Here is a 23,436-nt window from a genome sequence, read left to right as displayed (position 1 = left end):
AAAACTCGGAGGTCTTATTATTTTTCCAGCCGATTTGAGAATAAGTAAAAAGTCTGACATTTGTGTGAACAATCTGAAAACATCAACAAAAACACAAAAAATAGGAGTAAAATGGGAAAAGGTATAGGAAGGAGGTTTCCAATGTCAGGGGTGGGAAAAACAAAAAAAAGAGGATCTATTAAATTCAATTTATTAATCATAATTATCCCGATAGTGGCAATTATGATGATTGGTCTAGTAGTATGCTCGTATGAAATTTCGTCAAGAAGTTTAAGAAAAGAAGCAGAAGAACTGCTAAAAACATCAATCAGAAGTCAGAAAAGTGACATTGAATCATGGATGAAAGACAATTTGGATTCCTTTAGAATTGTGAAGAATACAATAGAAAGCGCAAATCCAGATGAGGAAACCATAAAAGCGATTTTGGATGGTTCTGTAGGATTCAATAGCGCCTATGGTGACGGATTCTATATTGGAAAGAGTGACGGCACATTTATAACTGGTTCTGGCTCAACAAAGACAGAAAGCAATGTGTTGTCATCAAATTGGTATATGGAAGGCTCAACCAGAATCAATATGTCATTTGGTGAACCATATGTAAATAGTGATGGAAAAGAAGTCATTAGTGCAACAGGTATGCTTAATAATGGTGAAGAAGGAATCACAGTTATCGGTGCTGATGTTACACTAGATAGAATTAGTGTAATTGTAAACTCTAACGTTGAGATGGAGAATGCTGAGACTTTCCTTGTAGAAGCTACAACAGGAACTATTATCAGTAATAGAGATTCATCAAAGGTTGGAGCTAATATAGCTGACTACAGTTCAGATAAATTCTATGCCGGTGTACAAAAAGCTATTGAAGAGTCTAATCTTTCAACTCAGGAAATAAGTGGAAACATGACAACGTTTAGTGAAGTAAGTGGCACAGATTGGATATTGGTATCCTTCATTCCTTCAAACATTATCCTAAATGATTTAAAGACTCTCGGAAAAGTAATGACAGCTCTTGCTATCGTTGGAATACTGGTTCTTATCATATTAATTGAAAGAGCAGTACATATTTTAATTAATCCTGTAAATAAGCTTTCAGGAGTAATTAATACTATGACAGATGGTGATTTCACAATGGATGTTGAAGTCAAAGGTAATAACGAAATCACATCAATGTCAGAAGGAATCAGAGATTTTGCAGGTACAATGCATGATTTGATAAGTAAAATCGGAAGTATTGCTGTTAACTTAAATAATCAGGCAGATGAGAGTAATCGAGTTTCAAGAGAATTGTATGATGCTTCTAAACTACAGGAAGATTCAATGCAAGGATTAAATGAAACCGTAGATGGCTTGGCGAGTTCTATCAATGAAATTGCTAATAATGCCACAACACTAGCCTTAGTTGTAACAGATACAAGAACTAATGGTGAGAGTGTAAGCGAGCAGATGACAGAGACAGTAAATGTTGCTAACAAAGGCCAGAAAGAGATGGAGAAAGTTAGCGATGCAATGGGCATTATCATTAAATCAATTAATGAACTCCAGGCAGCAATCAATGATGTAGGTGTTGCATCAAACGAGATTACTGAGATTGTTAAATTAATTGGTAGTATCGCAGAAGAGACAAACCTCCTTTCATTAAATGCTTCAATTGAGGCAGCCAGAGCTGGTGAAACAGGAAAAGGCTTCGCAGTTGTTGCAAATGAAATTGGTAAGCTAGCTCAGACAAGTACAAATTCTGTTCAGCAGATTACCGAACTTGTTGTTGGAATTGATAATCTTGTAAAAGATGCAGAAAAGAAGGCAGAAGAGAGTGTAAGTAGCATTGATGAGAGTAGCGGATACATCAAGAATGCAGTAGACACATTTACTTTAATCTACGAGAATATCCAGCAGACAAACGAGATGGTGGCTCAAATGATTGAAAAGGTAGGAGAAGTAGATGCGGTTGCAACTGATGTAGCAGCGATTTCAGAAGAGCAGGCTGCAAGTGCAGAAATCATTCTTACTACTTCAGAAGAGATAGTTAAGCAATCATCTAAGCTAACAGATAATAGTATGAAGGTTGCTAAGGAATCAGAGCTGTTAGCATCAACCTCAACAGAATTAGATAGACGAGTACATCAATTCAAGATTTAAAGGAGTTAATCAAGATGAGAAAAATAATACTATCATTAATGTTAATATTTGCAGTTTCTATCTCTGGTTGTGGATTTTCTTCTTCAAAAGATTCGTCATCTGGAGGTAGTGGTGTAAAAATAATGTTTTCTTATTCACAAGAAGAAGGAAACGCATTTAGAGACACTTTGGCACAGGGCGCTCAGGAGTATGCTGCAAGCGTAGGTGCCACAGTAGAATGTGACTATGCTGAGCATTCTTTGGAGAAGCAAATTGAGTCAATAAAAAATGCACAGAGCAATGGATATGACGCAATCCTTTGTATTGCAGAGGATGCATCAACAGCAAGACAGCTTGAAGCAGCAGCTGGAGATTTGCCAATAATCTTCTGTAATAATGCTCCAGATGATGCAACATTAAAAGAAGATAAATACATCTATTGTGCATCAAATGAAGGCGTAGCTGGAGCGCTTCAGGCAGAATATATATTAAATGCATTTTCATCAAAGAATGAAATAAATGTTTTGTTACTAAAAGGCCTTGATGGACATTCTGCAACAGTTGGAAGAACTAAGACATTAAAAGAAGGATTAAATGCAAGCGGCAAGACAATAAACTATGTATTCGAAGATTTTGCCGATTTTGATACAACTAAAGCTAGAGAAGCAGTAAACTTTGCAATTAGCAAAGGCATTCAGTTTGATGTAATCGTATGCAACAACGACGCAATGTCACGAGGCGCAATACAGGCGTGCCAGGATAATGGTATCAATCCAAGTGATGTTCCAATTCTCGGCGTAGATGCAACACAGGATGGTTGCGAAGCTATTTTGGCAGGCGAGATGGTATTTACAGTTTATCAGCCAGCTGCACCACAGGGGGCTGAAGCTGCAAAAGCTGCTATAGAATTGGCTAATGGCGGATCAATTAGTGATTTTGAAACACTTTCAGAAGACAAATTACATTTGTGGGTTCCTTTTGAAGCTGTAGATGCTTCAAATGCGAAGGATTATTTGTAATCATGCTTTACGCAAAGCCCTTCGAGGAGTTCCTCGAGGGGCTTTTTTCACGAAAAAGGAGGATGTTGGATGTTTAAAATTGAGGAGTTTTTGCAGGAGGAAGAGGCAAAAACATTGACTTTATCTGATAGCTTATTCCATGAGGCTCTAAAGGATAAGCCTGAAAGTAAAGCACGTTATCATGTTAAGAATGATAAAGGGGAGGATTTTGACATTGTCTATTGGGATAATGACGAGGATATAGAACCACGAGATGCTTATCCAGCATACATAAAGCCTCCATACATGGCTAAATATTATATATACGATGAAAATGATAAAGATACCCTTTATTTAGATTATTTTAAAGGTCTCAAGTATATGATATTTGAGGAACTAAATGAATATACCATAACAATCAGTAAGGTTGTATTGAATTTTACTGACCTTGAGATATGGTGCAATGATGATAGGATTCTATGGTTTATAAATGAAAATCAAAGGCTTCATATAGTTAAAGATTTGCCTGTAGATGATTATAAAGGTGATTGTTTTTATATTCAGGAACAGATTAGAACCGGTTTAGAGGACAACAATTTCAATAGACTTAGCAATACATATGCATTTCACAATATATTTTTCCTTCAATGGATATTAAATGGTAAGTCATTTTCACAATTTAAATATATGACACTACCAATAAATGATACTGGTGGAATCGGAGCATTACTTACTGGATATAAACGATATAAAGAATCCTTTGCAACGTTTAATCTTAAATTTGCAGCTCCAGATAAGGACAAATTGGGTAAATATCCACGAGAAATGGTAGAGCGATATTTTGCTGTGGATATGTGGAGCACGGACGCAAATGAAGAAAATACACTGGCGGTTCCAGATTTAGTAATGTTTCTTAAAACCAAATTCTATCAGATGCAGCCAGGAGTAATGGATAAGTCAGTTATTGCCCCTAGGTTTCGCCAGGAAATGGATGAATACTATGAGGCAGTATTCAATGGAAAAAAGACTCTTGGTGTACTGATACGCGGTAGTGACTATATTGCTACAGGTCTTTCTGGCACTAGAAAAATGGCGACAGTTGAGCAGATGATTCCTACAATCCGTAAATGGATGTCTGAGTATGGATATGAAAGAATATTCTTAGCTACAGAAGATAGTGACATCCTAAAGCAGATGAGAGATGAATTTGGCAAAGATTTGGTGGCATTATCTCAGCATAGAATATCGCAAAAAGACTTAAGAGCTGGCCAAATAATATCTGATTATGAGAAAGAAAATGCTGGAAATGATTATAAAGAAAAGCTGGAAGATACAACAGTTAACTATTTTTATGCATTGTATTTACTGTCACATTGTGATGCCTTTATATGTTCAGGTCAGTGCAATGGATGGGATACAGTAACATCATTAAATAATAATCAATTTGAAAGAACATACAAGTTCATGGTTGGTATAAACGGAGATCCACGAACAGAAGACTGGAAGGAGATTCGTCCAGTTACAGCAGGTATGTTCGCAAGAGGTGTTTATCCTGTCGAAAAGCCATTTTTCATGACATATCGATTTGATTTAAAAGAAAAGGTGGATGGCATTTCTCTAAAAAAGGCGTGGGATAAAACAATTAAAATATACCCATATGTGAGCTATGCAACGGTGATTAGAAAAAGCGACCTGGTGTTATCAGAAAATCCTCTTGAATTTGTGATAGAAGAGACAGGTGAGGTTATTGAACCATCTACGCCAGCTGCTAATTTCCATACAGTGACAATGTGCTATTTAGGAAATACCTTATGGCTTTATGTGGACCACGTTCCTTATGATGGCACTGGATTTATGAAGGTGTTGGAGACTTTATTCTATCACTATTATTGTTTGACAGATGGCTGTGAGTATAAGCTTCCAGAGGGAGTATATTGTGAAAAGGATGGCGTAGTAGAGGGACAGGATGAAGATGCGTATCTAAAGGCTGACCCAGTAGATCCAAAGTCTCTTATGGGAGCAATGGGAAGTCAGGATATTTTCCAGACGCCAGAAAATCCAAAGGAAGGCATTTTTGTACCTAAGCCAGATTGTAGAGGCTTCTGCATAAGTGTACCATCAGAAGATTTCATAAAGTATGCAAAGTCAGTCAAGGGTAGTCCGATGTCTGCAATGGTAGTATGTGTGGCTCAGGCTTTATATAAAGTTCATCCGGATAACACGTTGCCATACTCGATTATGGCGCCGGTAAGTATAAGAAAAACTATGGGAAATAATAATTCTTTGCTACATCAGGTGGTGCATTACACACATAGTTTTGCAGTAGAAGATATTACTTCAAAAACAGACGAAGAACTTAACGTGGAATATAGAAATTATCTAAAGGGATTTAGTTCAGAGCAGGGAATCAAAAAGGTGGCAGGTGTATACCGTTCAATTTGCGAAGGCTACGCTAAAGCATTTAGATTTGGAGCACTGGGAAAGATTACTATGGATCAGCGTAAGAATATGAAAGCTGGTACTGGATTAAGCTACCTTGGAACAATGCGAACTGGCGATTATGGAAATCGTATAAGGATGACTGCATTCCATGCAATGCAGGAGAAAGGATTATCGATACAGTTTGCAGAAGTAGGAAATTATTTTTACATTGACTGGTATCAGGGGTTCCACAAGGAGGATTATGTAAAAGCCCTTCGTGATGTGCTAGAAGAAAAAGGAGTAGGCGGTATTACGATAGAAAGAGTTGAATAAAAAGGCAAAATAAAAATAGGCTTCCGGGATATGATTTCGGGAGCCTAAAATAATAAAGATGACAGAATAGTCATATAAGCTGTATAATTATACGGATAAGAGACTGTAAATTGTCAAACAATGGAGAATAATGGAGGAAAATATGGGATTTCGAATTGAAAGTGATACCATGGGCGAAGTAAAAGTATCAGACGAACATTTCTGGGGGGCACAGACTCAGCGTTCTCTTGAAAACTTTTGTATAGGAACTGAGACAATTCCTATGGAAGTAATTAACGCATTTGCGATACTTAAATCAGCAGCAGCCAGCACAAACCAGCAGCTTGGAAAGCTTGATAGTAACAAGGCTCAGGCGATTGTAGCAGCCTGCGATGATATCGTGCAGGGAAAATATCCAGATGAGTTTCCGCTAAAAGTATGGCAGACTGGTTCGGGTACACAATCAAATATGAACGTAAATGAAGTTGTTGCACATATCGTAAATGCGAATCATAATGATATAAATATTCATCCTAATGATCATGTGAATATGTCTCAGTCTTCTAATGACACATTTCCAACAGCTATGAATATGGCTGCGGTTATCATGATTCATGAGAAATTAATCCCTAGCATAGATAAACTGATTGCTACATTTAAAAGATTGGAAGAAGAAAACTACGATGTAATAAAAATCGGTCGTACACATCTTCAGGATGCAGTGCCACTTAGATTTAGCCAGGAAATATCAGGTTGGCGAGCTATGCTAGAAGAATCTAAAGCCCAGATTATTGAAGCTTCCGACAGACTAAGAAAGGTTGCTATTGGTGGTACAGCGGTAGGCACAGGTCTTAACTGCCCTGAAGGTTTTGATAAGATGTGCTGTGAGAAGATTTCCGAGCTATCAGGAGAAAGATTTGAGCCAAGTTCAAATAAATTCCATGCACTCACATCAAAGGACGGATATGTATACACAAGTGGAGCTTTAAAGGGACTTGCTGCAAATCTTATGAAAATCGCAAATGATGTAAGATGGCTTGCCAATGGTCCTAGATGTGGATTAGGGGAAATCACTATTCCAGAGAATGAGCCGGGAAGCTCAATCATGCCTGGAAAAGTAAATCCTACACAGTGCGAGGCAATCACAATGATTGCTATTCAGGTTATGGGCAATGATGCAACAATTGGTATTGGCGCATCTCAGGGTAACTTCGAGCTTAACGTATTTATGCCAGTGCTTGCCTACAATATGGTTCAGTCTATTCGCTTGCTCAGTGATGGAATCATATCTTTTGATAAGAATTGTGCTACTGGAATCAAGGCAAAGAGAGATAAGATGGAAAGCAATCTATTCAACTCACTTATGCTTGTTACTTGCCTGAGCCCAGTTATTGGCTATGAAAATGCAGCAAGTTGTGCACATAAAGCATACGAGGAAAATAAGACATTAAAAGAGGCTGTGCTTGAGCTTGGATTCTTAACTGAAAAAGAATATGACGAGACAGTACGCCCAGAAAAGATGGTTTAGCACTAAATAAAGGAGGAGAAATATGGCAGACGTATCAAAGGAATCATTAAAACTTCATTATGATTTAAAAGGAAAGATTGAAATCAAATCCAGAGCAAAAGTAGATAGCTCTGAGGCTTTGGCACTTGCTTATACACCAGGAGTTGCAGAGGCCTGCAAGGAAATCCAAAAGGATCCAGAAAAGGGCTGGGAGCTTACACGCCGTTGGAATACAGTAGCTGTTGTAACAGATGGAACAGCTATTTTAGGTCTTGGTGATATAGGTCCAGAGGCGGGAATGCCTGTAATGGAGGGCAAGTGTGTTCTTTTCAAAGAGTTTGGTGATGTAGATGCTATTCCCCTTTGCATACGCTCAAAGGATGTTGATACTATCGTAAATACGATAGCTCTTATGGCAGGATCTTTCGGCGGAATTAATCTGGAAGATATTGCAGCACCTCGTTGTTTTGAAGTCGAAAAGAAGTTAAAAGAAAAGTGCGATATACTTGTATTCCATGATGACCAGCATGGTACAGCAGTTGTTGTTGCAGCAGCTTTGATTAATGCCCTAAAGGTAACAGGAAAGAAGATGGGCGAAGTAAAAATCGTCATCAACGGTGCAGGTGCAGCAGGATGCGCAATCGGTAGACTACTTGTTACTATGGGATTTGGAAATGTTGTTCTTTGTGATATTAATGGTATCATCTGCGAAGGCGATGAGGGATTAAACTCAGGCCAGGAAGCTATGTCACATATCACAAACAAGAACCATGAGCATGGAACTCTTGCTGACGCTATGAAAAACGCTGATGTATTTATTGGAGTATCTCGTGCTGGACTTGTATCAAAGGAAATGGTTGCAAGCATGAACAATGGTATCGTATTTGCGATGGCAAATCCTGTTCCAGAAATCATGCCTGAGGATAGTAAGGCTGCAGGTGCAGCAGTTGTAGGTTCAGGACGTTCAGATTTCCCTAACCAGATTAACAATGTGTTAGTATTCCCTGGTATATTCAGAGGTGCTTTAGATGTTAGAGCTACAGACATCAACGACGCTATGAAGGAAGCAGCGGCCTACGCTATTGCAGGACTTGTATCAGATGAGGAGCTTAGCCCAGAGTATGTAATTCCAAAGGCCTTTGATCCAAGAGTAAAGGATGCTGTTGCAAGTGCTACAGCAGAAGCTGCAAGACGCACAGGAGTTGCAAGAATTTAATAAATTACTGATAAAGCTTTCTATAATCTCTTGGTGAATAACCAGTGATTTCATGGAAAGCTTTATTAAATGCAGTAGTAGATTGGAAGCCAGCAAGAAATGCACAATCTGTTATTGAGATAGACTTGTCCATTAAAAGCTTTGCAGCTGCCTGAACTCTGATGTTTGAAAGATACACAGGAAATGACATATTCATATATCTTTTGAAAAGTTTTGAAAGATAAAATGAACTTAAGCCAACAAAGTCGGCGACATCCTTTTGACTAATATCATCTGAAGAGTTTTCGATGATATAGGTGCAGGCTGCCTGAATGTATTTCCAACTGGCATCAGACTCTAATTTATCATTAGAATTATAATTAATTTGAGAAATAACCTGTTCAGCTATTTTAATAAGAATATTGTAAATACATAGTTTGCATCTGGTTTCAGCAAGGGAATCAGAGGAACTATGTATTTTTTTTATTTCGTTAATTGAATCTGCAATATACCTGGCTAGTTCCGGGTATTCTTTGACAGAAATATATTTGAAGTTGTATAAAAAACGAGAAATAGCAACTAAATCAAGATTGTTTTCAATTATTACTGCGGAAAACTGTGTAAACATGGCTCCGTTTGAAGGGATTGATATAGTCTCATGGATTTGTTGAGGCCAAGCCAAGAGCACATCCCCGGCCATCAACTCAAAAGTTTCGTCATTAATCTTATAAACACAACCATCTTTAAGGGCTACTGTAAATTCTGCAGCATTATGCCAATGTGCATGGTAGGACCCTGGCACAGATACATCAGTAACACTTACAGAGGAAACAGTATCAAATTTGATAAATTCTTTATTTAAGTTCTCCATAAAGTTATGATAACAAAATTTGGGCAAAACTCAACAAATATGAAATTCTATTTCCAAATATCAGGGCGTAAAATGTCAATTGCTTAGAAAGAATTAATTGAGGTATTGATATGAGCGTTAATTCAAATAGAAAGAGCGGACAAAAAGATTTTACAAAAGGCAGCCCTGCAAAGTTAATACTGGCATTTTATTGGCCATTGCTTTTAACAAGCATGTTACAGCAGATATATAATTTTGTTGATACGCTTATTGTGGGTAAGGGCTTAGGTGATAATGCTCTGGCAGCAGTAGGAAATATGGGGTCTTTATTCTTTTTGATAGTGGGATTTTCATTTGGCCTTGCCAATGGATTTGCAGTGCTTGTGGCCCAGAGCTACGGTGCAAAGGACATAGATCTTTTAAGACATCGCATGGCGGCCACAATAGTGTTAGGAATAATTCTGGCCATCGTTTTAACTATTTTAAGCGTAGGCTTTTTGCCATTACTGTTAAAATCTATGAAAACAGATTCTGTTATTATAGGAGATAGTTTAAAATATGGTTATGTGCTATTTGGAGGGCTTTCAGTTGGAATCTGTTACAATATTGCAGGCTCAATTCTTAGAGCATTCGGAGATAGCAAGACACCATTAAAGGCTATTATTGTGTCTTCAATTATAAATCTTATATTGGATATATTGCTTATAATGGTAATTAAGACAGGTGTAGAGGGGGCTGCATTTGCGACTCTTGTGGCACAAGCAGTTTCAGTAGTAATATGCGTTAATCGCTTAAAAGATATACCTGAAATTAAATTGGAAAAGTCACATTTTCATAATAGAGTTGGAGTGTATCTGGATCTTTTAAGAAACGGATTACCTATGGCTATTATGAACTCTATTACAGCAGTAGGATGCATGGTTGTTCAGGGATTTGTAAATAGTTATGGTGTAGTCTATACAGCAGCCTATGCGGCTTGCGGCAAATATAACAATCTGTTTATGAATCCAGCTGCTACGGCAGGAAGTGCCATGACAGCATACACAAGCCAAAATTATGGAGCAGGAAAATACGAGAGAATCAAAGAAGGGCTTAATGTGTGCATGAAGATATCGGTCGTTTCATATATATTATTAGGCTCAATTATGGTATTTCTACCTGCTCAGCTTGGAGGGTTTTTACTGTCAGGTAAGAAACAGATAGAGCTGGCATGTCAGTATTTGCCAATATGTGGATTAATGCTTATAGTTGTGGACGTACTTTTTGTGGTGAGGGCCACAGTGCAAGGCATGGGTAAGCAGATGCTTCCAATGATGTCTGGAATATTGGAAATGTTTCTAAGAATTTTTACCATATCTATTTTTATTGGACGAATTGGTTTTACTGCCACGGCCTACGCCGAGGTTAGCGCTTGGGTAGGGGCATTGCTTGTAAATATAGTAGCGCTATTTATAGCTTTGAATCCTCTTCTAAATAAAAACAGTAACAGGAGAATAAATGACAGCATATTATCATCTACCAGGACTATTTGAGTTTTACGATTTATATAAGGCGTTTCTCCCAATTTATCATAAACATCGAGATTATTTTTACGATTGGTGTGAGATAGGCTCAATATATGGCGCCCCGGCAGATTGCCTATGGGGCGGGGGAAGAGTTGGATTTGGAGATGAGCAGGCTACAGATGTAATCAGGCTGTTGCAGGAATATCATATATCTGCAAGGCTGACATTTAGTAATTCACTCATTAGACCTGAGCATCTAACTGATAAAAAGTGTAACCGTATATGCGAATTATTTGAGAAGACTGGGTATGTGCAAAATGGAGTAATTATATATTCTGATTTGCTTTTAAACTACATCAAAGAAAACTACCCTGGCTTCTATTTTGTATCATCCACAACAAAGGTTCTTACAGATTTCGATGATTTGGTTAACGAATTGAATCGTGAAGAATTCAAGTATGTGGTTCCTGACTTTAGGTTGAATAAGTCCATTCAAAAGCTGGAAGGGCTCAATCAAACTCAAAAGAATAAGGTGGAGTTTTTGTGCAATGAATGTTGCTCCTTCGGGTGCACTGATAGAAAAGCCTGTTATGAAAATGTTAGTAGAAAGAGCTTAGGTGAGGATTGCGAAGATCACATATGTGCCTCCCCTCAGGCGGCGAGAGGCTATAGGTTTTCAGATGCTATGAATAATCCTGGCTTTATAGGTATAGAGGATATAAAAAATATTTATTTGCCAGCCGGATATTCAAACTATAAAATAGAAGGCAGAAGCTTAGGCAGTGCCATAATTTTAGAGTTCTTGCTTTATTATATGACTAAGCCTGAGTATCAGCTGGGAGTTAGAGAGGAAATCTATCTCGATAGTATGTTAGACATATTTTAAAAGGGGGTCTTTATGAACGAAAATATCACTAAACGTAACCAATTGCTGGCACAAAAGGTTATCAGAGGACTTGAATCAAGAAATATGACAGGCTATTATGCAAGCGATAAAGAAGAAGCATTGAAAATAGCATTGGAATTGATCCCAGAAAACACATCAATAACTATGGGTGGTGCAATGTCGGCTCATGAGATTGGCATTGTGGATGCATTGAAAAAGGGCAATTACAATTTCATCGACAGAGATGCAACAGATGATAAAAGAGCAGCTATGCTTGCTGCATACGATGCCGATTATTTCCTTACAAGCGCCAATGCAATTACAGAAGATGGCGTAATGATTAATATCGATGGCAATGCCAACAGAGTATCTGCTATAGCACAGGGACCAAAGCATGTCATTGCAATCGTAGGAATGAACAAGGTGTGTGATGATGTGGATGGGGCTATGAAGCGTGCAAGAAATGTGGCAGCACCAATCAATGCTCAGAGGTTTGGTTTATCAACACCATGTGCTAAAACAGGTTCATGCATGAATTGTAAATCACCAGATACAATTTGCTGCCAGTTTTTGATTACAAGATATTCAAAACATGCAGATAGAATACACGTAATTCTAGTAAATGATTCATTAGGATTCTAAAAAATAAAGCTGTTTGTGACTGTGAAATACAGTACAAACAGCTTTTTATTTATTCGGATTTTAAATATAACCATTTAGCTTTACTGAGTAACTTTCCTATAAGTAAAAATACAAAATAGGCCATAAGCCCGCATACAAATATCGCCAGCACCCAAGTAAATAGCTTTGACATAAATCCCCAGAAATCATTGTATAAAAGAGTAATCCAATCCTGAGTTTCCCAAATGCTGTAAGAAAAGCCATTGTCGTGAAGCAGATATATCATAAAGGTTCCACGGGCCAAAGCGTTCAAAAACTTGAGATTAGGAAGACGTAATCTTCTAAATAACTCGAATGTACATATTCCAAGGACTACAACTACAATGCTATAGTTTTCAAATCTAGGAATCGACTGAGTAAAATCAGTGATAAGAGCACCTGGAATTGTTTGATTGTAATAATAAGCCTGTATCTTTCCTATTACATTGTTGTAGTAAGAAATGCCTATTAGGCAATTGGTAAGCACAATCACAAGAATGAATACATAGCCTCTAATTCTATCAAAAGGATTGTATTTTTTAATGTATCCTCCTAAAGCATAAAAATAAATACCAATAACTACTGTTCGAAGACCACTTGCAAGGTCATCTAAAAGTGCGCCAGACCAGCTGAGCTGTGAAATAGCAAGTATTGTGAATAAGAATCCCAGATATTTCTTTCTATCAAGCGTGGCCAGGAAATTATTTAAAAAGCAAAATGCTAAAAGCATAATTATGAAATAGTATCCTACAAACCAGGACATCTTATTGAAGTATTGGATTTTAATATAGCTGAAGAGTGTTTCAGGAACTTCAACATTTGAGGATTTAAAAATGAAAGCTGAAGAAGCAAGTACAAGCAAAACAGCAGCAAACAGTAATTGTGATAACAGCTTTCTAGATATTTTTAAAATATCAATCTCTCTATCTACAAGAAAATATCCTGAAATCATGATGAAAAGTGCATTTCCTACCAGGCCAAATGGCATCATAAGAGCTAAAGCTAAAAGCTGCTTATAAAATAATGGAAAGCAGAACCATCCGTTTTGCATTTTTTCGATAGATGCAATGCTAACTAACTGGACATTGACGCAATGGATAATGATGTGATAACAAATTATCATCAGCATAGCGATAATGCGCAGCAGTTCAATATTTGAAGCGCGTAAGCTTTTATTATTCATACTAAATACCAACCTTTAATCATTCTCAACAAATACAATATTATACATATTAGGCGGTAGAAAAAACAACCGCGACAATATACAAAAATTGTGAGGAATAAAGTAATATACAGTAAATGGTAACCAATTTGTAACCACGGAGCAGTTAATGTATAATGGCTACGAATAAAACGAGGTGTCAAACTATGAAGAATAATGATAAGACAAATGTAATGCGTGTCCTGGATGCGAAAAAGATAAAATATGATAGTCATTCTTATGAGCCAGATGCCACTATGACTGGTGAGGAGATTGCAAATATTTTGGGTGAGCCTTCTGAAAAGGTGTTTAAGACTTTAGTAACCCAAGGAAAAACAGGATCCTATTATGTATTTGTAGTTCCTGTAGTTGAAGAGCTTGATTTGAAGAAGGCAGCAAAGGCTGCAGGAGAAAAATCCATTACAATGATAAAGCAGAAAGATTTGCTAGGCCTCACAGGTTACGTGCATGGCGGCTGCTCTCCAATTGGAATGAAAAAGCAGTTTCCAACATTTATACATGAAACAGCTGATTCTTATGAAAAAGTATTTGTCAGCGCAGGAAAGGTTGGTTTTCAGATAGAACTGGCGCCTGCTGATTTAAAGAAAGTAGCGAATATTAAGCCTGCAGATTTGGTGTGATACTTCTGTGACATATCATCCTATATACTTAACTCATCAAATGAACAAGTACAGTTTATAGGAGGTATGAAAAATGGGTATCGTGGTTTTTGCAGCATTGGTATTATATGGAATCGAATTTGTTAGTTTAATAAATCTCAGAAGAGAAGCAAAAGAAATAATGAGTGGAGATTATGATTTCGGCGATGAATATGATGAGATGGAAGCAGGGATTATAAGATTTGCAGATGATTTAAGACGTGTAGGCTAACAATTTGCATATTATAAAGATGAAATGTAAAATCATATGGGGCAGGTAGCTGCCTCATATTTTTTTGACTGGAGGGAGAAAAATGTCTTACGCAGAATATATACAGCATTATTTCACAATGCCAGATTGTATATTGTTTATGTTACTTACAATGGTTCTTCTAATTGTAGTCTATGTAATTTTTTATAATTATTCGAAAAAAGTTTTTGATGGTGAACTAAAGATTCAGCATGAATTCTTTTCCTTAACAGAAAGATTTTATGAGCTGATTTTTTCAGGCGGAAGTATCATCGGCTTTATGGCAGCTTATTATCTTATCAACAGATTTGTGACAAGTGGTCCATTCTACAATTTCTGGGAAGAGTATAGCGATTACCTGTTGCTGATATTTATGATCATTTCTATAATGTTAAATTCTTTTTTAGACCATGTGTTGGTGAAGCTGAAGCGGCTTGATAAAAGCGAAATGGCATCTATCAGACTAACAGGAATGCTTTATATGATTATTATCTTCTGCTATATCAAATTTATTTATGAAGATAACAATTATGATATGTTTATTGCATATTTCCTCACTTTGATGATAGGACGATTTGTATATTTTGATGCCAGCTTCAAGGATTTTATTGAGTGTGTGAGAAATGCAATTAAGAATATTCCAATCATGCTGATTGGTCTGACATTCCTTGGTATTCTTTGCCTTAGAGGATATTCAACATCTTATCTTTTAAAGCATAATGGTGTAATTACAAACATATTCTTCTGCCACTTATATATTGTTGTTGCAATCTTCATTACACATTTTGTAACAGAAAAATACTTCAATAGTAGAAGACCAAAGCATAAAAGAGCAACTCGTTCACAGCGCGTGGAAAGGGCAGAAAGAATGGAAAGACCTGCTCGCAAGCCAAAGAGAACTTACGATGAAGTAGAGGATATAGAAGATCTTGAGGACTTCTAAAAGATAAATATTAGAAAGTAATAATATGACAGAAAAAGAATTTTTAGATAGATATACATTGCAGCTCAATCCGCAACAATTAGAAGCAGTACAGACCGTCGAGGGGCCTGTGCTGCTTCTTGCTGTGCCGGGAAGCGGTAAGACTACCGTATTGGTAAATCGATTAGGTTACATGATTTATTGCAAGGGGATTGTTCCGGAAAACATTTTGACACTTACATATACGGTAGCGGCCACAAAGGATATGGCAGCTAGATTTAATCATATTTTTGGAGAGGAGCTTTCCGATAGATTAGAGTTTAGAACCATCAACGGAATCTGTGCCAAGATAATCGCTTATTATGGCAGGATGATAGGAAAGACATCCTTTGAACTGTGCAGTGATGAAAAATACACAGGCCAACTGCTTACCAACATATATTTAAATGTTGAAAAGGATTATCCTACAGAAAGCGATATAAAGGGACTTCGTACTCTTATTACATATTGCAAAAATATGTATCTATCTGCCGATGAAATAAAGAAGCTTGGAAAAGATAATGATTTAGATTTATATCGTATATACGAATTATATAACAATCAGCTGAAGAGTCAGAGCATGATGGATTATGATGATCAGATGATATATGCCTACAAGATTTTAAAAGGCTCTCCGGTGACCCTCAAACATTTTCAGGAAGTCTACAAATATATCTGCGTGGATGAGGCTCAGGATACATCAAAGATTCAGCATATGATTATCTCACTATTGGCAGGGGCAGCTGGAAATCTTTTCATGGTTGGAGATGAGGATCAAAGCATTTACGGATTTAGAGCAGCTTATCCAGATGCTTTATTGAATTTCGAGAAAGAGCATACTGGGGCAAAAGTCCTTATCATGGATAAGAATTATCGTTCCAATGCCAAAATAGTTGAGGCAGCAGATATCTTTATTCAACACAATAAGGAACGCCACCCAAAGCATATCTGTGCCACCAAGCAAAGTGCTAGTGAAATCAATCTAGTGACCATCCCAAGGGAGGCTCAGTACAGCTATCTTATGAAGGTGGCAGAGAATCCGCTTACCAAAACGGCCGTGCTCTACAGAGACAGCGAAAGTGTCCTCCCGCTAGTAGATTTGCTAGAGAGAAATAATGTGCCATACAACATAAAGAGTGCTGATTTGACATTCTTTAGCAATCGAGTGGTTTTGGACATTATGAACATGCTAAAGTTTGCATTTGTGCCAATGGACGCGGAAATCTTCATGAAGATTTATTTTAAATTTCAGGCTTACATTAAGAAGACAGATGCTATTGAAATGTGTAATCTTGCTGAGATTAATCACAGCGGAATCCTTGATGCAGCAGAGGAAGTGGGAATGAATCCCCATGTTCTTGGCAATTGTCGTTCCTTAAGAACCCATTTTAAAAACATGGCAAACGAGAATCCGTATAAAGCCATCAACCGTATTGAGAATTTTATGGGCTACGGAGATTACCTTGGTGCCAACAATATCGACACCAATAAAATCTTCATCCTAAAACAGCTGGCAAAGCAGGAAAAGGATATCCCTGGATTTCTAAATAGATTATCAGATCTTAGAATGATATTAATGGAAAAGGAAAATACAACCAGCACAAAATTTATTCTATCCACAATCCATTCTAGCAAGGGCCTTGAGTATGATTCGGTAATCCTGATGGATGTGCTAAATGGCGTATTCCCTAACAAGGTCTTAAGGCAGCATACTAAAGCGACAGCCCAGGAGAAAAAAGATTTTGAAGAAGAACGCAGAATCTTTTATGTTGGAATGACAAGAGCAAAGGACAAGCTTACTATATTCAAGTATAAAGACCGCCCATCAGCATTTATCAAAGAGCTTAGCAACAGCAAGCCAATCGATGAAGACATAGTAGAATCCAAACCAGTCCACACCTATTCAGCCTCTCAGGCAACATCATATCTGCAAAGAATGAAGAAGAGTGGTAAATAATTTACAGAAATAATACTCGTTATATGTTATTATGTAGTTAATTACTATTGGTAATGTAAAAGGAGGGTTATTATGGGTGAGAACAAGTACGCAGGTACTAAAACAGAAAAGAATCTTTGGGAAGCGTTTGCTGGCGAATCAATGGCTAGAAATAAGTACACATATTTTGCTTCAGTTGCTAAGAAAGCTGGCTATGAGCAGGTAGCTGCATTCTTCTTAAAGACAGCTGATAACGAAAAAGAGCATGCAAAGCTTTGGTTCAAGGCAGTGGGTGAGCTTGGTGATACACCAGCAAATCTGCTTCATGCAGCAGAAGGCGAAAATGCTGAATGGACTGATATGTATGACAGAATGGCAAAGGAAGCAGATGAAGAAGGCTTCCATGAGCTTGCTGAGCAGTTCAGAGGTGTAGGTGCCATTGAAAAGGAACACGAGGAGAGATACCGTAAGCTTCTTCATAACATCGAAGCAATGGAAGTATTCAAAAAGAGTGGCGTGACAATGTGGGAATGCCGCAACTGTGGACACATTGTTGTAGGAACAGAAGCTCCAGAAGTTTGCCCAGTATGTAATCATCCTCAAGCATACTTCGAAGTTAGAGCAGAGAATTACTAATAGCAGCCTTTGCCGAAGGCAAATTTTAAATGGCTGTGAGTGTCATTATAAAATACAAAGAGCTAAGGCCTATACAGGTCTTAGCTCTATTACGTTATCACCATATGTGATGTTGTGCTTTTGTAGAAAATCAGTAAAGCCTGGAATATTTTCAGGCTGTGTGATGCTTAATGGAGCGTGAGCGTCGCAACCAATTACGAACTTTGCTCCCATCTGTGAAGCCATCGAATAGAATCTGTCACAAGGATAGTTTCTGCCTGTAGCAAAGCCTAGCATATTTACTTCCAGTGGAATATTCATATCAATAGCTGTCTGAATTACAGGGCGCATGTGCATCTGGAATACATCATCATCTCCAACATAATTAATCAAATCTGGATGTGCAAGGTATGAAAAATATCCTGTCTGCATTCCTTCGATGGTAAGTGCAGCGTAGTCAATGAGATGCTGCTCATCTTCTGTCATGGCGCCAGCATAAAAGCCTTCGATTTCATCAGGGATGAAATGCTGTCCCTGGATAATGTAATCAAGGGGAAATTGACGGATGTGCTTTAGCATCTTGTCAAAGTACTTAGGAAAGTATTCAGCTTCATAACCGATAAGAATCTGTATATCATCCTTATATTCTTCCCTAAGTTTTACCAAAGTAGATGTATAGTTCTCAATTTCTGATATCTGCATTCTGATATGAGAAACATAATCAGTAGGGTATGGCTGGGGAACATGATCGGAAAATCCAAGAATCTTAAATCCCTGCTTGATGGCCTGCTCAATGTACTCTCTTTCAGTGCCAGAAGCATGATTGCATCTGACTGTATGTGAATGATAATTTGCTAGCATAATATATCCTCCAAATTGTCTCAATGATAGCACAAATTTTAATTAAAAGGCTAGGAGCATTTTTACTAGTATTTTGTTATAATCATTGCAAGAGAATACGAGTAGGGGGTAACTCATTATGAAGATTGCAATGGCAAATGATCATGCAGGAACTCAAATGAAGGAAGAAATTAAGGCATATCTTTTAAGCGAAGGCTATGAAGTAGAGGATTTCGGAACATATGATGACAACAGCTGCGACTTATCAGATTTCGTTTATCCAGCAGCTCTTGCTGTAGCAAAGGGCGAATGCGACAGAGGAATCTTTTGCGATGGCGTTGGCTACGGTAGTGCACTTATTGCTAACAAAATCAACGGATGCTACGCAGCAGTTTGTCAGGATCCACTTTGCGCAACACTTGCTAGACAGCACACAGATTCCAACATCTTATGCTTAGGCGCTAAAATCATTGGCGGCCTTATGGCAATGGAAGTTGTTAAGACATGGCTTAACACAGATCCTCTCATGGAGGAAAAATACAGAAGACGTGTACAGAAGGTATGCGACATCAACGACAAGCATTGTGTACCAGTTAAATAAAAAAATTGGCTACCGGGAATCCCTGGTAGCTTTTTTTATTTTGCTTTCTGCACTGTTACATTGAACATGAAGTATCACTTTTGGTCCATATGTAAAAGTGATAATAGAAAACAGGGGAAATGACGCGTGTTTGGGGAAATGAAGTATCACTTTTTGCCTATATATAAAAGTGATACTTAAAAAGCCTTGAATTTGGACTTAGAAGAGGGAAAATCAGTATCACTTTTAAAATACGACTAAAAGTGATACTAGAAAATGTAAAATCCATGCCGTTTCTAAGAAAAATTGGTATCACTTTTGAAAAAGGGGCGAAAGTGATACTTCAATTTTGCTAGAAGCCTTTTGGCAGTAAATACGGGAAGGCCTTTGCAATAGACTTGTTATTTTAATGAGATAAAGTTGATAAAATGCAGAAGGCAAAAAAATGCTGCATAGTTAAGTAAGGAACGGTACAACCTCTAAAGAATGGATGCAAAGAAAATGTTTTACTTAAGGGGAGATATAGTTTATTTATTTTTATTCGCATAAGAATTAAAAATGAAAAAAATTTAAACTATTTAATTAGTACTACATTAATGGTAGAATGAACACCATCTGTGTGTGGCGCAAATATTTTGTGAGAAGATAGATTATGGCAGCACTAATGGAATCTGGGGAAGGTAAAAGATAAGTTGTCAGCATATATAGAGAGATTCTGATGTTTATGCATATTCTGTAGAAAATACATCTAAGCAACAAGGAGGATATTATTACGATGAACAAGTCAGATATCACCAATAACAATCCCATATTATATTCGATAGTTACAAGTATATTGATTTGGGGATTTTATATGGTGGGCTTAGAATTATTGGATTTAATATTTTTCAGTATTGTAGAGGTTATAGTTGATTTCATAGTTTTTCATGGGATAATCAGTAGTATTGTACTAGGCGGTATATATTATTTAATCACCAAAAATGTACATAAGACATACTCTTCATCAAACATATTAATGTTTCTTTTGCTGTCATTTGTGTCAAGCACAATTATAGGAATTGCTTTATTAATGTTCATTCATGGAGATGATGTATTCGAAATAGTATATGTATATCCACGTATTTTGATAGTTCTATTTAGCATATATATTTTTATGATAATTGAATCTAATATGAGATCAAATGAATAGAAAACATTAGTTAAGCAAGATATATAAAGGCTACTGAGAAAATCTCGGTAGCCTTTGTTATTTGCAGACAATCAGATTTTCAAGTATCACTTTTTTCGATAAATCTAAAGTGATACTAGAAAACAGGGGAAATGACGCATGTTGGCAGAAATCAGGTATCACTTTTGGCCTATATATAAAAGTGATACTTAAAAAGCCCTGAATCTGTGCTTAGAAGAGGGAAATTCAGTATCACTTTTAAAATACGACTAAAAGTGATACTAGAAAATGTAAAATTCAGGCTGATTCTAAGAAAAATCGGTATCACTTTTGAAAAAGGGGCGAAAGTGATACTTCAATCAAGTGTGACAGCAGGAACCTTTTGAAATCAGAAGAAAGAATTGATATCAAAATACCAAGGACTCACAAAAGGGCTACTGAGAATGTTTCTCAGTAGCCCTTTTGTTTACAAATAAATGCTATGAATTTAAGAAAATAATGTTAATATAATATAGCTGAATTATGGAATCAATTTAGTCTTCCCTAACTGCCACTGGCATGGCGTTAGGGAGTGCAACACATAGAATAGGAGTATGGTTATGTTAGAGATTAAAAATCTATCATACAAGGTTGATGATGAAAATGATACAACAAAAGAAATCATTGATGGTCTCGACCTTACAGTAGAAGATGGCAAGTTTATCGTCATCACCGGTCCAAACGGTGGCGGTAAGTCTACACTTGCAAAGCTTATTATGGGAGTCAATCAGTTGACAAGTGGACAGATTATTCTTGATGGTGTGGATATCTCAGATAAAAACATCACTGAGCGTGCAAAAATGGGAATTAGTTTTGCATTCCAGGCACCAGTTCACTTTAAGGGTATCAGAGTAATCGATTTACTTAGACTTGCAGCTGGCAAGCAGATTTCTGTTGCAGCAGCATGCGAGTATTTATCAAGAGTTGGTCTTTGTGCGAAGGATTATGTAGAGCGTGAGGTTAATGGTTCTCTCTCAGGTGGAGAGCTTAAGCGTATCGAGATTGCAACAGTGCTTGCACGTGGTACAAAGCTTTCAATTTTTGATGAGCCAGAGGCAGGTATTGATCTTTGGAGCTTCCAGAACCTTATCAAAGTATTTGAAAATATGCGTAAAACAGTTAACGGTACAATTATCGTTATTTCACATCAGGAGCGCATCCTAAATATCGCTGATGAAATCGTAGTTATTGAAAACGGCAAGGTTAAGAAGCAGGGACCTAAGGATGAAATTCTTCCAGAGTTACTGGGTACATCTGCAGCTGCCAATATTGCATGCGAAAGATTAGGAGGTGACCAGTAATGGAACTTGATGCTATTCAAAAGAATATTCTTCATGAGGTTGCAGATTTAGATGGCATTCCTCAGGGCGCATATAATATTCGTTCAAATGGTGCCAGTGCTGGCCGCAACACCACAGCCAATATCGACATCGTTACAAAGGAAGATAAGCCAGGTATCGATATCATCATCAAGCCAGGTACAAAGGGCGAGAGCGTACACATTCCTGTAGTTCTTACAGAGAGTGGACTTAAGGATATGGTTTACAATGATTTTTATGTTGGAGAGGATGCAGATGTTACTATCGTAGCGGGATGCGGTATTTCCAACTGCGGAGATCAGGATTCTCAGCACGATGGTATTCACACTTTCCATGTAGGAAAGAATGCAAAGGTTAGATACGTCGAGAAGCATTACGGCGAAGGCGATGGCAAGGGCTCACGTATTCTTAATCCTGTAACAAATGTTTATCAGGAAGAAGGTAGCCACGTTGAGATGGAGATGGTACAGATTAAGGGCGTTGATTCCACAGTTCGTACCAACTATGCAGAGCTTGCAGAAGGCGCAACACTTCTTATCCATGAGGCACTTATGACTCACGGACAGCAGAAGGCTACATCTGATTACAAGGTGATACTTAACGGCGAAGGCTCTAGCACAGATGTTGTGTCTCGTTCAGTTGCAAAGGATGAATCAGAGCAGATTTTTGAGGTTGCCATTGAAGGTAATGTGGCATGTAACGGACACGCAGCTTGCGACGCAATCATCATGGGAAATGCTCATGTAGTAGCAATCCCACGTCTTGATGCTAAAAATGTAGATGCTGCACTTATCCATGAGGCAGCTATTGGAAAGATTGCCGGAGATCAGCTTATTAAGCTTATGTCACTTGGTCTTACAGAAGAAGAGGCAGAGGAGCAGATTGTAGCAGGTTTCTTAAGATAATTCACGAAATGATTTGGCTGTTTCTTTGTGTCTAAACTAAGAATTTAATATCTATTATTTGTGTATTTTGGTTTTACTCCCTCCAAAGATGATACTATTAAACTAGTCAGCTATGGAGGGATTTTTTATGGCTATTGCACCTATTGGCGGATTAAGTTCATATGGTTCAATTAGTAGTGTTCAGCCGATGAATTATGCTGTGGAAAACGACTCAGATTTCTCAGATGTATATAACACTGAGTCGACGAAGAAAGCCGGTAGCGTTAATGGCGCAACACCGGTCCAATACCCTAACGCGACAATTAAAGAAGATGACAGCGATTCATCTATGGTGGTTGATCCACTTGAACGACAGAAAAAGACTATTCAAGTCTCCAGTGACTTTAATAATATAGCTGTTAAGTTCAATTCGGGTAATACTGGTTACAGTATGAATGGAGTTGGCGCTAGCTATAGCACAGCGGGAAGCAGTTTTGATGTTTACGCTTAATTAACCCAAAATAAAAGATTCAGT

At 37.5% G+C, this 23,436-nt stretch carries 21 protein-coding genes; 18 read left to right on the top strand and 3 right to left on the bottom strand.

Going from position 1 to position 23,436, the window contains the following annotated elements; all coding sequences use genetic code 11:
• Nucleotides 1-141 precede the first annotated feature (141 nt).
• The 5 genes from T498_RS0102530 to T498_RS0102510 all read left to right on the top strand — a co-directional run bounded on the left by T498_RS0102530 (nucleotide 142) and on the right by T498_RS0102510 (nucleotide 8,569).
• Nucleotides 142-2,136, top strand: coding sequence for a methyl-accepting chemotaxis protein (locus T498_RS0102530; RefSeq protein ID WP_028234573.1), 1,995 nt, complete (start codon nucleotides 142-144; stop codon nucleotides 2,134-2,136).
• 14 nt (nucleotides 2,137-2,150) lie between these two features.
• Nucleotides 2,151-3,134 carry a sugar ABC transporter substrate-binding protein gene (locus tag T498_RS0102525; protein ID WP_028234572.1) on the top strand — a complete coding sequence of 328 codons (984 nt, stop codon included), beginning with the start codon at nucleotides 2,151-2,153 and terminating at the stop codon, nucleotides 3,132-3,134.
• Between the two features lie 69 nt (nucleotides 3,135-3,203).
• Entirely contained in the window at nucleotides 3,204-5,867 is a 2,664-nt protein-coding gene (locus T498_RS0102520) for a hypothetical protein (RefSeq protein WP_028234571.1), read from the top strand.
• 142 nt (nucleotides 5,868-6,009) lie between these two features.
• The gene (gene fumC / locus T498_RS0102515) at nucleotides 6,010-7,374 is read left to right on the top strand and encodes a class II fumarate hydratase (protein WP_028234570.1); all 1,365 of its coding nucleotides are present in this window, start codon (nucleotides 6,010-6,012) and stop codon (nucleotides 7,372-7,374) included.
• 22 nt (nucleotides 7,375-7,396) lie between these two features.
• Nucleotides 7,397-8,569, top strand: a complete 1,173-nt coding sequence (locus tag T498_RS0102510) for an NAD(P)-dependent malic enzyme (protein ID WP_028234569.1) — start codon at nucleotides 7,397-7,399, stop codon at nucleotides 8,567-8,569.
• Nucleotides 8,570-8,573: 4 nt separating this feature from the next.
• On the opposite strand, the gene T498_RS0102505 is transcribed toward T498_RS0102510, so the two are convergent.
• Nucleotides 8,574-9,419: an AraC family transcriptional regulator gene (locus T498_RS0102505; RefSeq protein WP_028234568.1), complete on the bottom strand. Its 846-nt coding sequence runs from the start codon at nucleotides 9,417-9,419 to the stop codon at nucleotides 8,574-8,576.
• A 110-nt stretch (nucleotides 9,420-9,529) separates the two neighbouring features.
• Between T498_RS0102505 and T498_RS14610 the strand changes: the two genes are divergently transcribed.
• Genes T498_RS14610 through T498_RS0102490 form a run of 3 tightly spaced genes read left to right on the top strand, consistent with a single transcriptional unit; the run spans nucleotide 9,530 to nucleotide 12,431 of the window.
• A complete protein-coding gene (locus T498_RS14610; protein ID WP_051524544.1) occupies nucleotides 9,530-10,930 on the top strand; it encodes an MATE family efflux transporter in 1,401 nt (466 codons plus the stop codon).
• The gene (locus T498_RS0102495) at nucleotides 10,896-11,789 is read left to right on the top strand and encodes a hypothetical protein (RefSeq protein ID WP_028234567.1); all 894 of its coding nucleotides are present in this window, start codon (nucleotides 10,896-10,898) and stop codon (nucleotides 11,787-11,789) included. The genes T498_RS14610 and T498_RS0102495 overlap by 35 nt, the downstream gene beginning before the upstream one ends.
• A gap of 12 nt (nucleotides 11,790-11,801) precedes the next feature.
• A complete protein-coding gene (locus T498_RS0102490) occupies nucleotides 11,802-12,431 on the top strand; it encodes a lactate utilization protein (protein WP_028234566.1) in 630 nt (209 codons plus the stop codon).
• Between the two features lie 49 nt (nucleotides 12,432-12,480).
• Here the strand turns inward: T498_RS0102490 and T498_RS0102485 are convergent, their stop codons facing one another.
• Nucleotides 12,481-13,632 (bottom strand): acyltransferase family protein, encoded by a 1,152-nt coding sequence (locus T498_RS0102485; protein ID WP_028234565.1) that lies wholly within the window; start codon nucleotides 13,630-13,632, stop codon nucleotides 12,481-12,483.
• Between the two features lie 185 nt (nucleotides 13,633-13,817).
• Here T498_RS0102485 and ybaK point away from each other — a divergent pair, with 185 nt between their 5' ends.
• The 5 genes from ybaK (at nucleotide 13,818) to rbr (ending at nucleotide 18,092) form a co-directional block, all read left to right on the top strand.
• Complete coding sequence (gene ybaK / locus T498_RS0102480; protein WP_028234564.1) at nucleotides 13,818-14,291, top strand: Cys-tRNA(Pro) deacylase; 474 nt, start codon at nucleotides 13,818-13,820, stop codon at nucleotides 14,289-14,291.
• 73 nt (nucleotides 14,292-14,364) lie between these two features.
• Nucleotides 14,365-14,541 (top strand): hypothetical protein, encoded by a 177-nt coding sequence (locus T498_RS16665; protein WP_155951003.1) that lies wholly within the window; start codon nucleotides 14,365-14,367, stop codon nucleotides 14,539-14,541.
• 82 nt (nucleotides 14,542-14,623) lie between these two features.
• Nucleotides 14,624-15,502 (top strand): hypothetical protein, encoded by an 879-nt coding sequence (locus tag T498_RS16070; protein WP_051524543.1) that lies wholly within the window; start codon nucleotides 14,624-14,626, stop codon nucleotides 15,500-15,502.
• 25 nt (nucleotides 15,503-15,527) lie between these two features.
• The gene (locus tag T498_RS14600) at nucleotides 15,528-17,477 is read left to right on the top strand and encodes an ATP-dependent helicase (protein WP_081779659.1); all 1,950 of its coding nucleotides are present in this window, start codon (nucleotides 15,528-15,530) and stop codon (nucleotides 17,475-17,477) included.
• Between the two features lie 72 nt (nucleotides 17,478-17,549).
• Nucleotides 17,550-18,092: a rubrerythrin gene (gene rbr / locus T498_RS0102460; protein WP_028234563.1), complete on the top strand. Its 543-nt coding sequence runs from the start codon at nucleotides 17,550-17,552 to the stop codon at nucleotides 18,090-18,092.
• A gap of 69 nt (nucleotides 18,093-18,161) precedes the next feature.
• Here the strand turns inward: rbr and T498_RS0102455 are convergent, their stop codons facing one another.
• Nucleotides 18,162-18,932 carry a histidinol-phosphatase gene (locus T498_RS0102455; RefSeq protein WP_028234562.1) on the bottom strand — a complete coding sequence of 257 codons (771 nt, stop codon included), beginning with the start codon at nucleotides 18,930-18,932 and terminating at the stop codon, nucleotides 18,162-18,164.
• A 118-nt stretch (nucleotides 18,933-19,050) separates the two neighbouring features.
• Between T498_RS0102455 and T498_RS0102450 the strand changes: the two genes are divergently transcribed.
• The 5 genes from T498_RS0102450 (at nucleotide 19,051) to T498_RS0102430 (ending at nucleotide 23,412) form a co-directional block, all read left to right on the top strand.
• Complete coding sequence (locus T498_RS0102450; protein WP_028234561.1) at nucleotides 19,051-19,512, top strand: RpiB/LacA/LacB family sugar-phosphate isomerase; 462 nt, start codon at nucleotides 19,051-19,053, stop codon at nucleotides 19,510-19,512.
• 754 nt (nucleotides 19,513-20,266) lie between these two features.
• Entirely contained in the window at nucleotides 20,267-20,680 is a 414-nt protein-coding gene (locus T498_RS0102445; protein WP_028234560.1) for a hypothetical protein, read from the top strand.
• A gap of 578 nt (nucleotides 20,681-21,258) precedes the next feature.
• Nucleotides 21,259-21,999 carry an ABC transporter ATP-binding protein gene (locus T498_RS0102440; protein ID WP_028234559.1) on the top strand — a complete coding sequence of 247 codons (741 nt, stop codon included), beginning with the start codon at nucleotides 21,259-21,261 and terminating at the stop codon, nucleotides 21,997-21,999.
• Nucleotides 21,999-22,922: a SufB/SufD family protein gene (locus T498_RS0102435; RefSeq protein WP_028234558.1), complete on the top strand. Its 924-nt coding sequence runs from the start codon at nucleotides 21,999-22,001 to the stop codon at nucleotides 22,920-22,922. The genes T498_RS0102440 and T498_RS0102435 overlap by 1 nt, the downstream gene beginning before the upstream one ends.
• 127 nt (nucleotides 22,923-23,049) lie before the next feature.
• Nucleotides 23,050-23,412, top strand: a complete 363-nt coding sequence (locus T498_RS0102430) for a hypothetical protein (RefSeq protein WP_028234557.1) — start codon at nucleotides 23,050-23,052, stop codon at nucleotides 23,410-23,412.
• The last annotated feature ends 24 nt before the right edge of the window (nucleotides 23,413-23,436 follow it).

This window comes from Pseudobutyrivibrio sp. MD2005, assembly GCF_000621865.1.
Taxonomy (GTDB): domain Bacteria; phylum Bacillota; class Clostridia; order Lachnospirales; family Lachnospiraceae; genus Pseudobutyrivibrio.
This window is presented reverse-complemented; position numbering and strand designations above follow the sequence as displayed.

Excerpts from the sequence above, each read along its gene's own strand:
- T498_RS0102430 (WP_028234557.1), top strand. The coding sequence starts at position 23,050 with ATGGCTATTGCACCTATTGGCGGATTAAGTTCATATGGTTCAATTAGT.
- T498_RS16665 (WP_155951003.1), top strand. The coding sequence starts at position 14,365 with ATGGGTATCGTGGTTTTTGCAGCATTGGTATTATATGGAATCGAATTT.
- fumC (WP_028234570.1), top strand. The coding sequence starts at position 6,010 with ATGGGATTTCGAATTGAAAGTGATACCATGGGCGAAGTAAAAGTATCA.
- T498_RS0102435 (WP_028234558.1), top strand. The coding sequence starts at position 21,999 with ATGGAACTTGATGCTATTCAAAAGAATATTCTTCATGAGGTTGCAGAT.
- T498_RS0102440 (WP_028234559.1), top strand. The coding sequence starts at position 21,259 with ATGTTAGAGATTAAAAATCTATCATACAAGGTTGATGATGAAAATGAT.
- T498_RS0102490 (WP_028234566.1), top strand. The coding sequence starts at position 11,802 with ATGAACGAAAATATCACTAAACGTAACCAATTGCTGGCACAAAAGGTT.
- T498_RS16070 (WP_051524543.1), top strand. The coding sequence starts at position 14,624 with ATGTCTTACGCAGAATATATACAGCATTATTTCACAATGCCAGATTGT.
- rbr (WP_028234563.1), top strand. The coding sequence starts at position 17,550 with ATGGGTGAGAACAAGTACGCAGGTACTAAAACAGAAAAGAATCTTTGG.
- T498_RS0102520 (WP_028234571.1), top strand. The coding sequence starts at position 3,204 with ATGTTTAAAATTGAGGAGTTTTTGCAGGAGGAAGAGGCAAAAACATTG.
- T498_RS0102445 (WP_028234560.1), top strand. The coding sequence starts at position 20,267 with ATGAACAAGTCAGATATCACCAATAACAATCCCATATTATATTCGATA.
- T498_RS0102485 (WP_028234565.1), bottom strand. The coding sequence starts at position 13,632 with ATGAATAATAAAAGCTTACGCGCTTCAAATATTGAACTGCTGCGCATT.
- T498_RS0102450 (WP_028234561.1), top strand. The coding sequence starts at position 19,051 with ATGAAGATTGCAATGGCAAATGATCATGCAGGAACTCAAATGAAGGAA.
- T498_RS0102530 (WP_028234573.1), top strand. The coding sequence starts at position 142 with ATGTCAGGGGTGGGAAAAACAAAAAAAAGAGGATCTATTAAATTCAAT.
- T498_RS0102455 (WP_028234562.1), bottom strand. The coding sequence starts at position 18,932 with ATGCTAGCAAATTATCATTCACATACAGTCAGATGCAATCATGCTTCT.
- T498_RS0102505 (WP_028234568.1), bottom strand. The coding sequence starts at position 9,419 with ATGGAGAACTTAAATAAAGAATTTATCAAATTTGATACTGTTTCCTCT.
- T498_RS0102510 (WP_028234569.1), top strand. The coding sequence starts at position 7,397 with ATGGCAGACGTATCAAAGGAATCATTAAAACTTCATTATGATTTAAAA.
- ybaK (WP_028234564.1), top strand. The coding sequence starts at position 13,818 with ATGAAGAATAATGATAAGACAAATGTAATGCGTGTCCTGGATGCGAAA.
- T498_RS0102495 (WP_028234567.1), top strand. The coding sequence starts at position 10,896 with ATGACAGCATATTATCATCTACCAGGACTATTTGAGTTTTACGATTTA.
- T498_RS0102525 (WP_028234572.1), top strand. The coding sequence starts at position 2,151 with ATGAGAAAAATAATACTATCATTAATGTTAATATTTGCAGTTTCTATC.
- T498_RS14600 (WP_081779659.1), top strand. The coding sequence starts at position 15,528 with ATGACAGAAAAAGAATTTTTAGATAGATATACATTGCAGCTCAATCCG.
- T498_RS14610 (WP_051524544.1), top strand. The coding sequence starts at position 9,530 with ATGAGCGTTAATTCAAATAGAAAGAGCGGACAAAAAGATTTTACAAAA.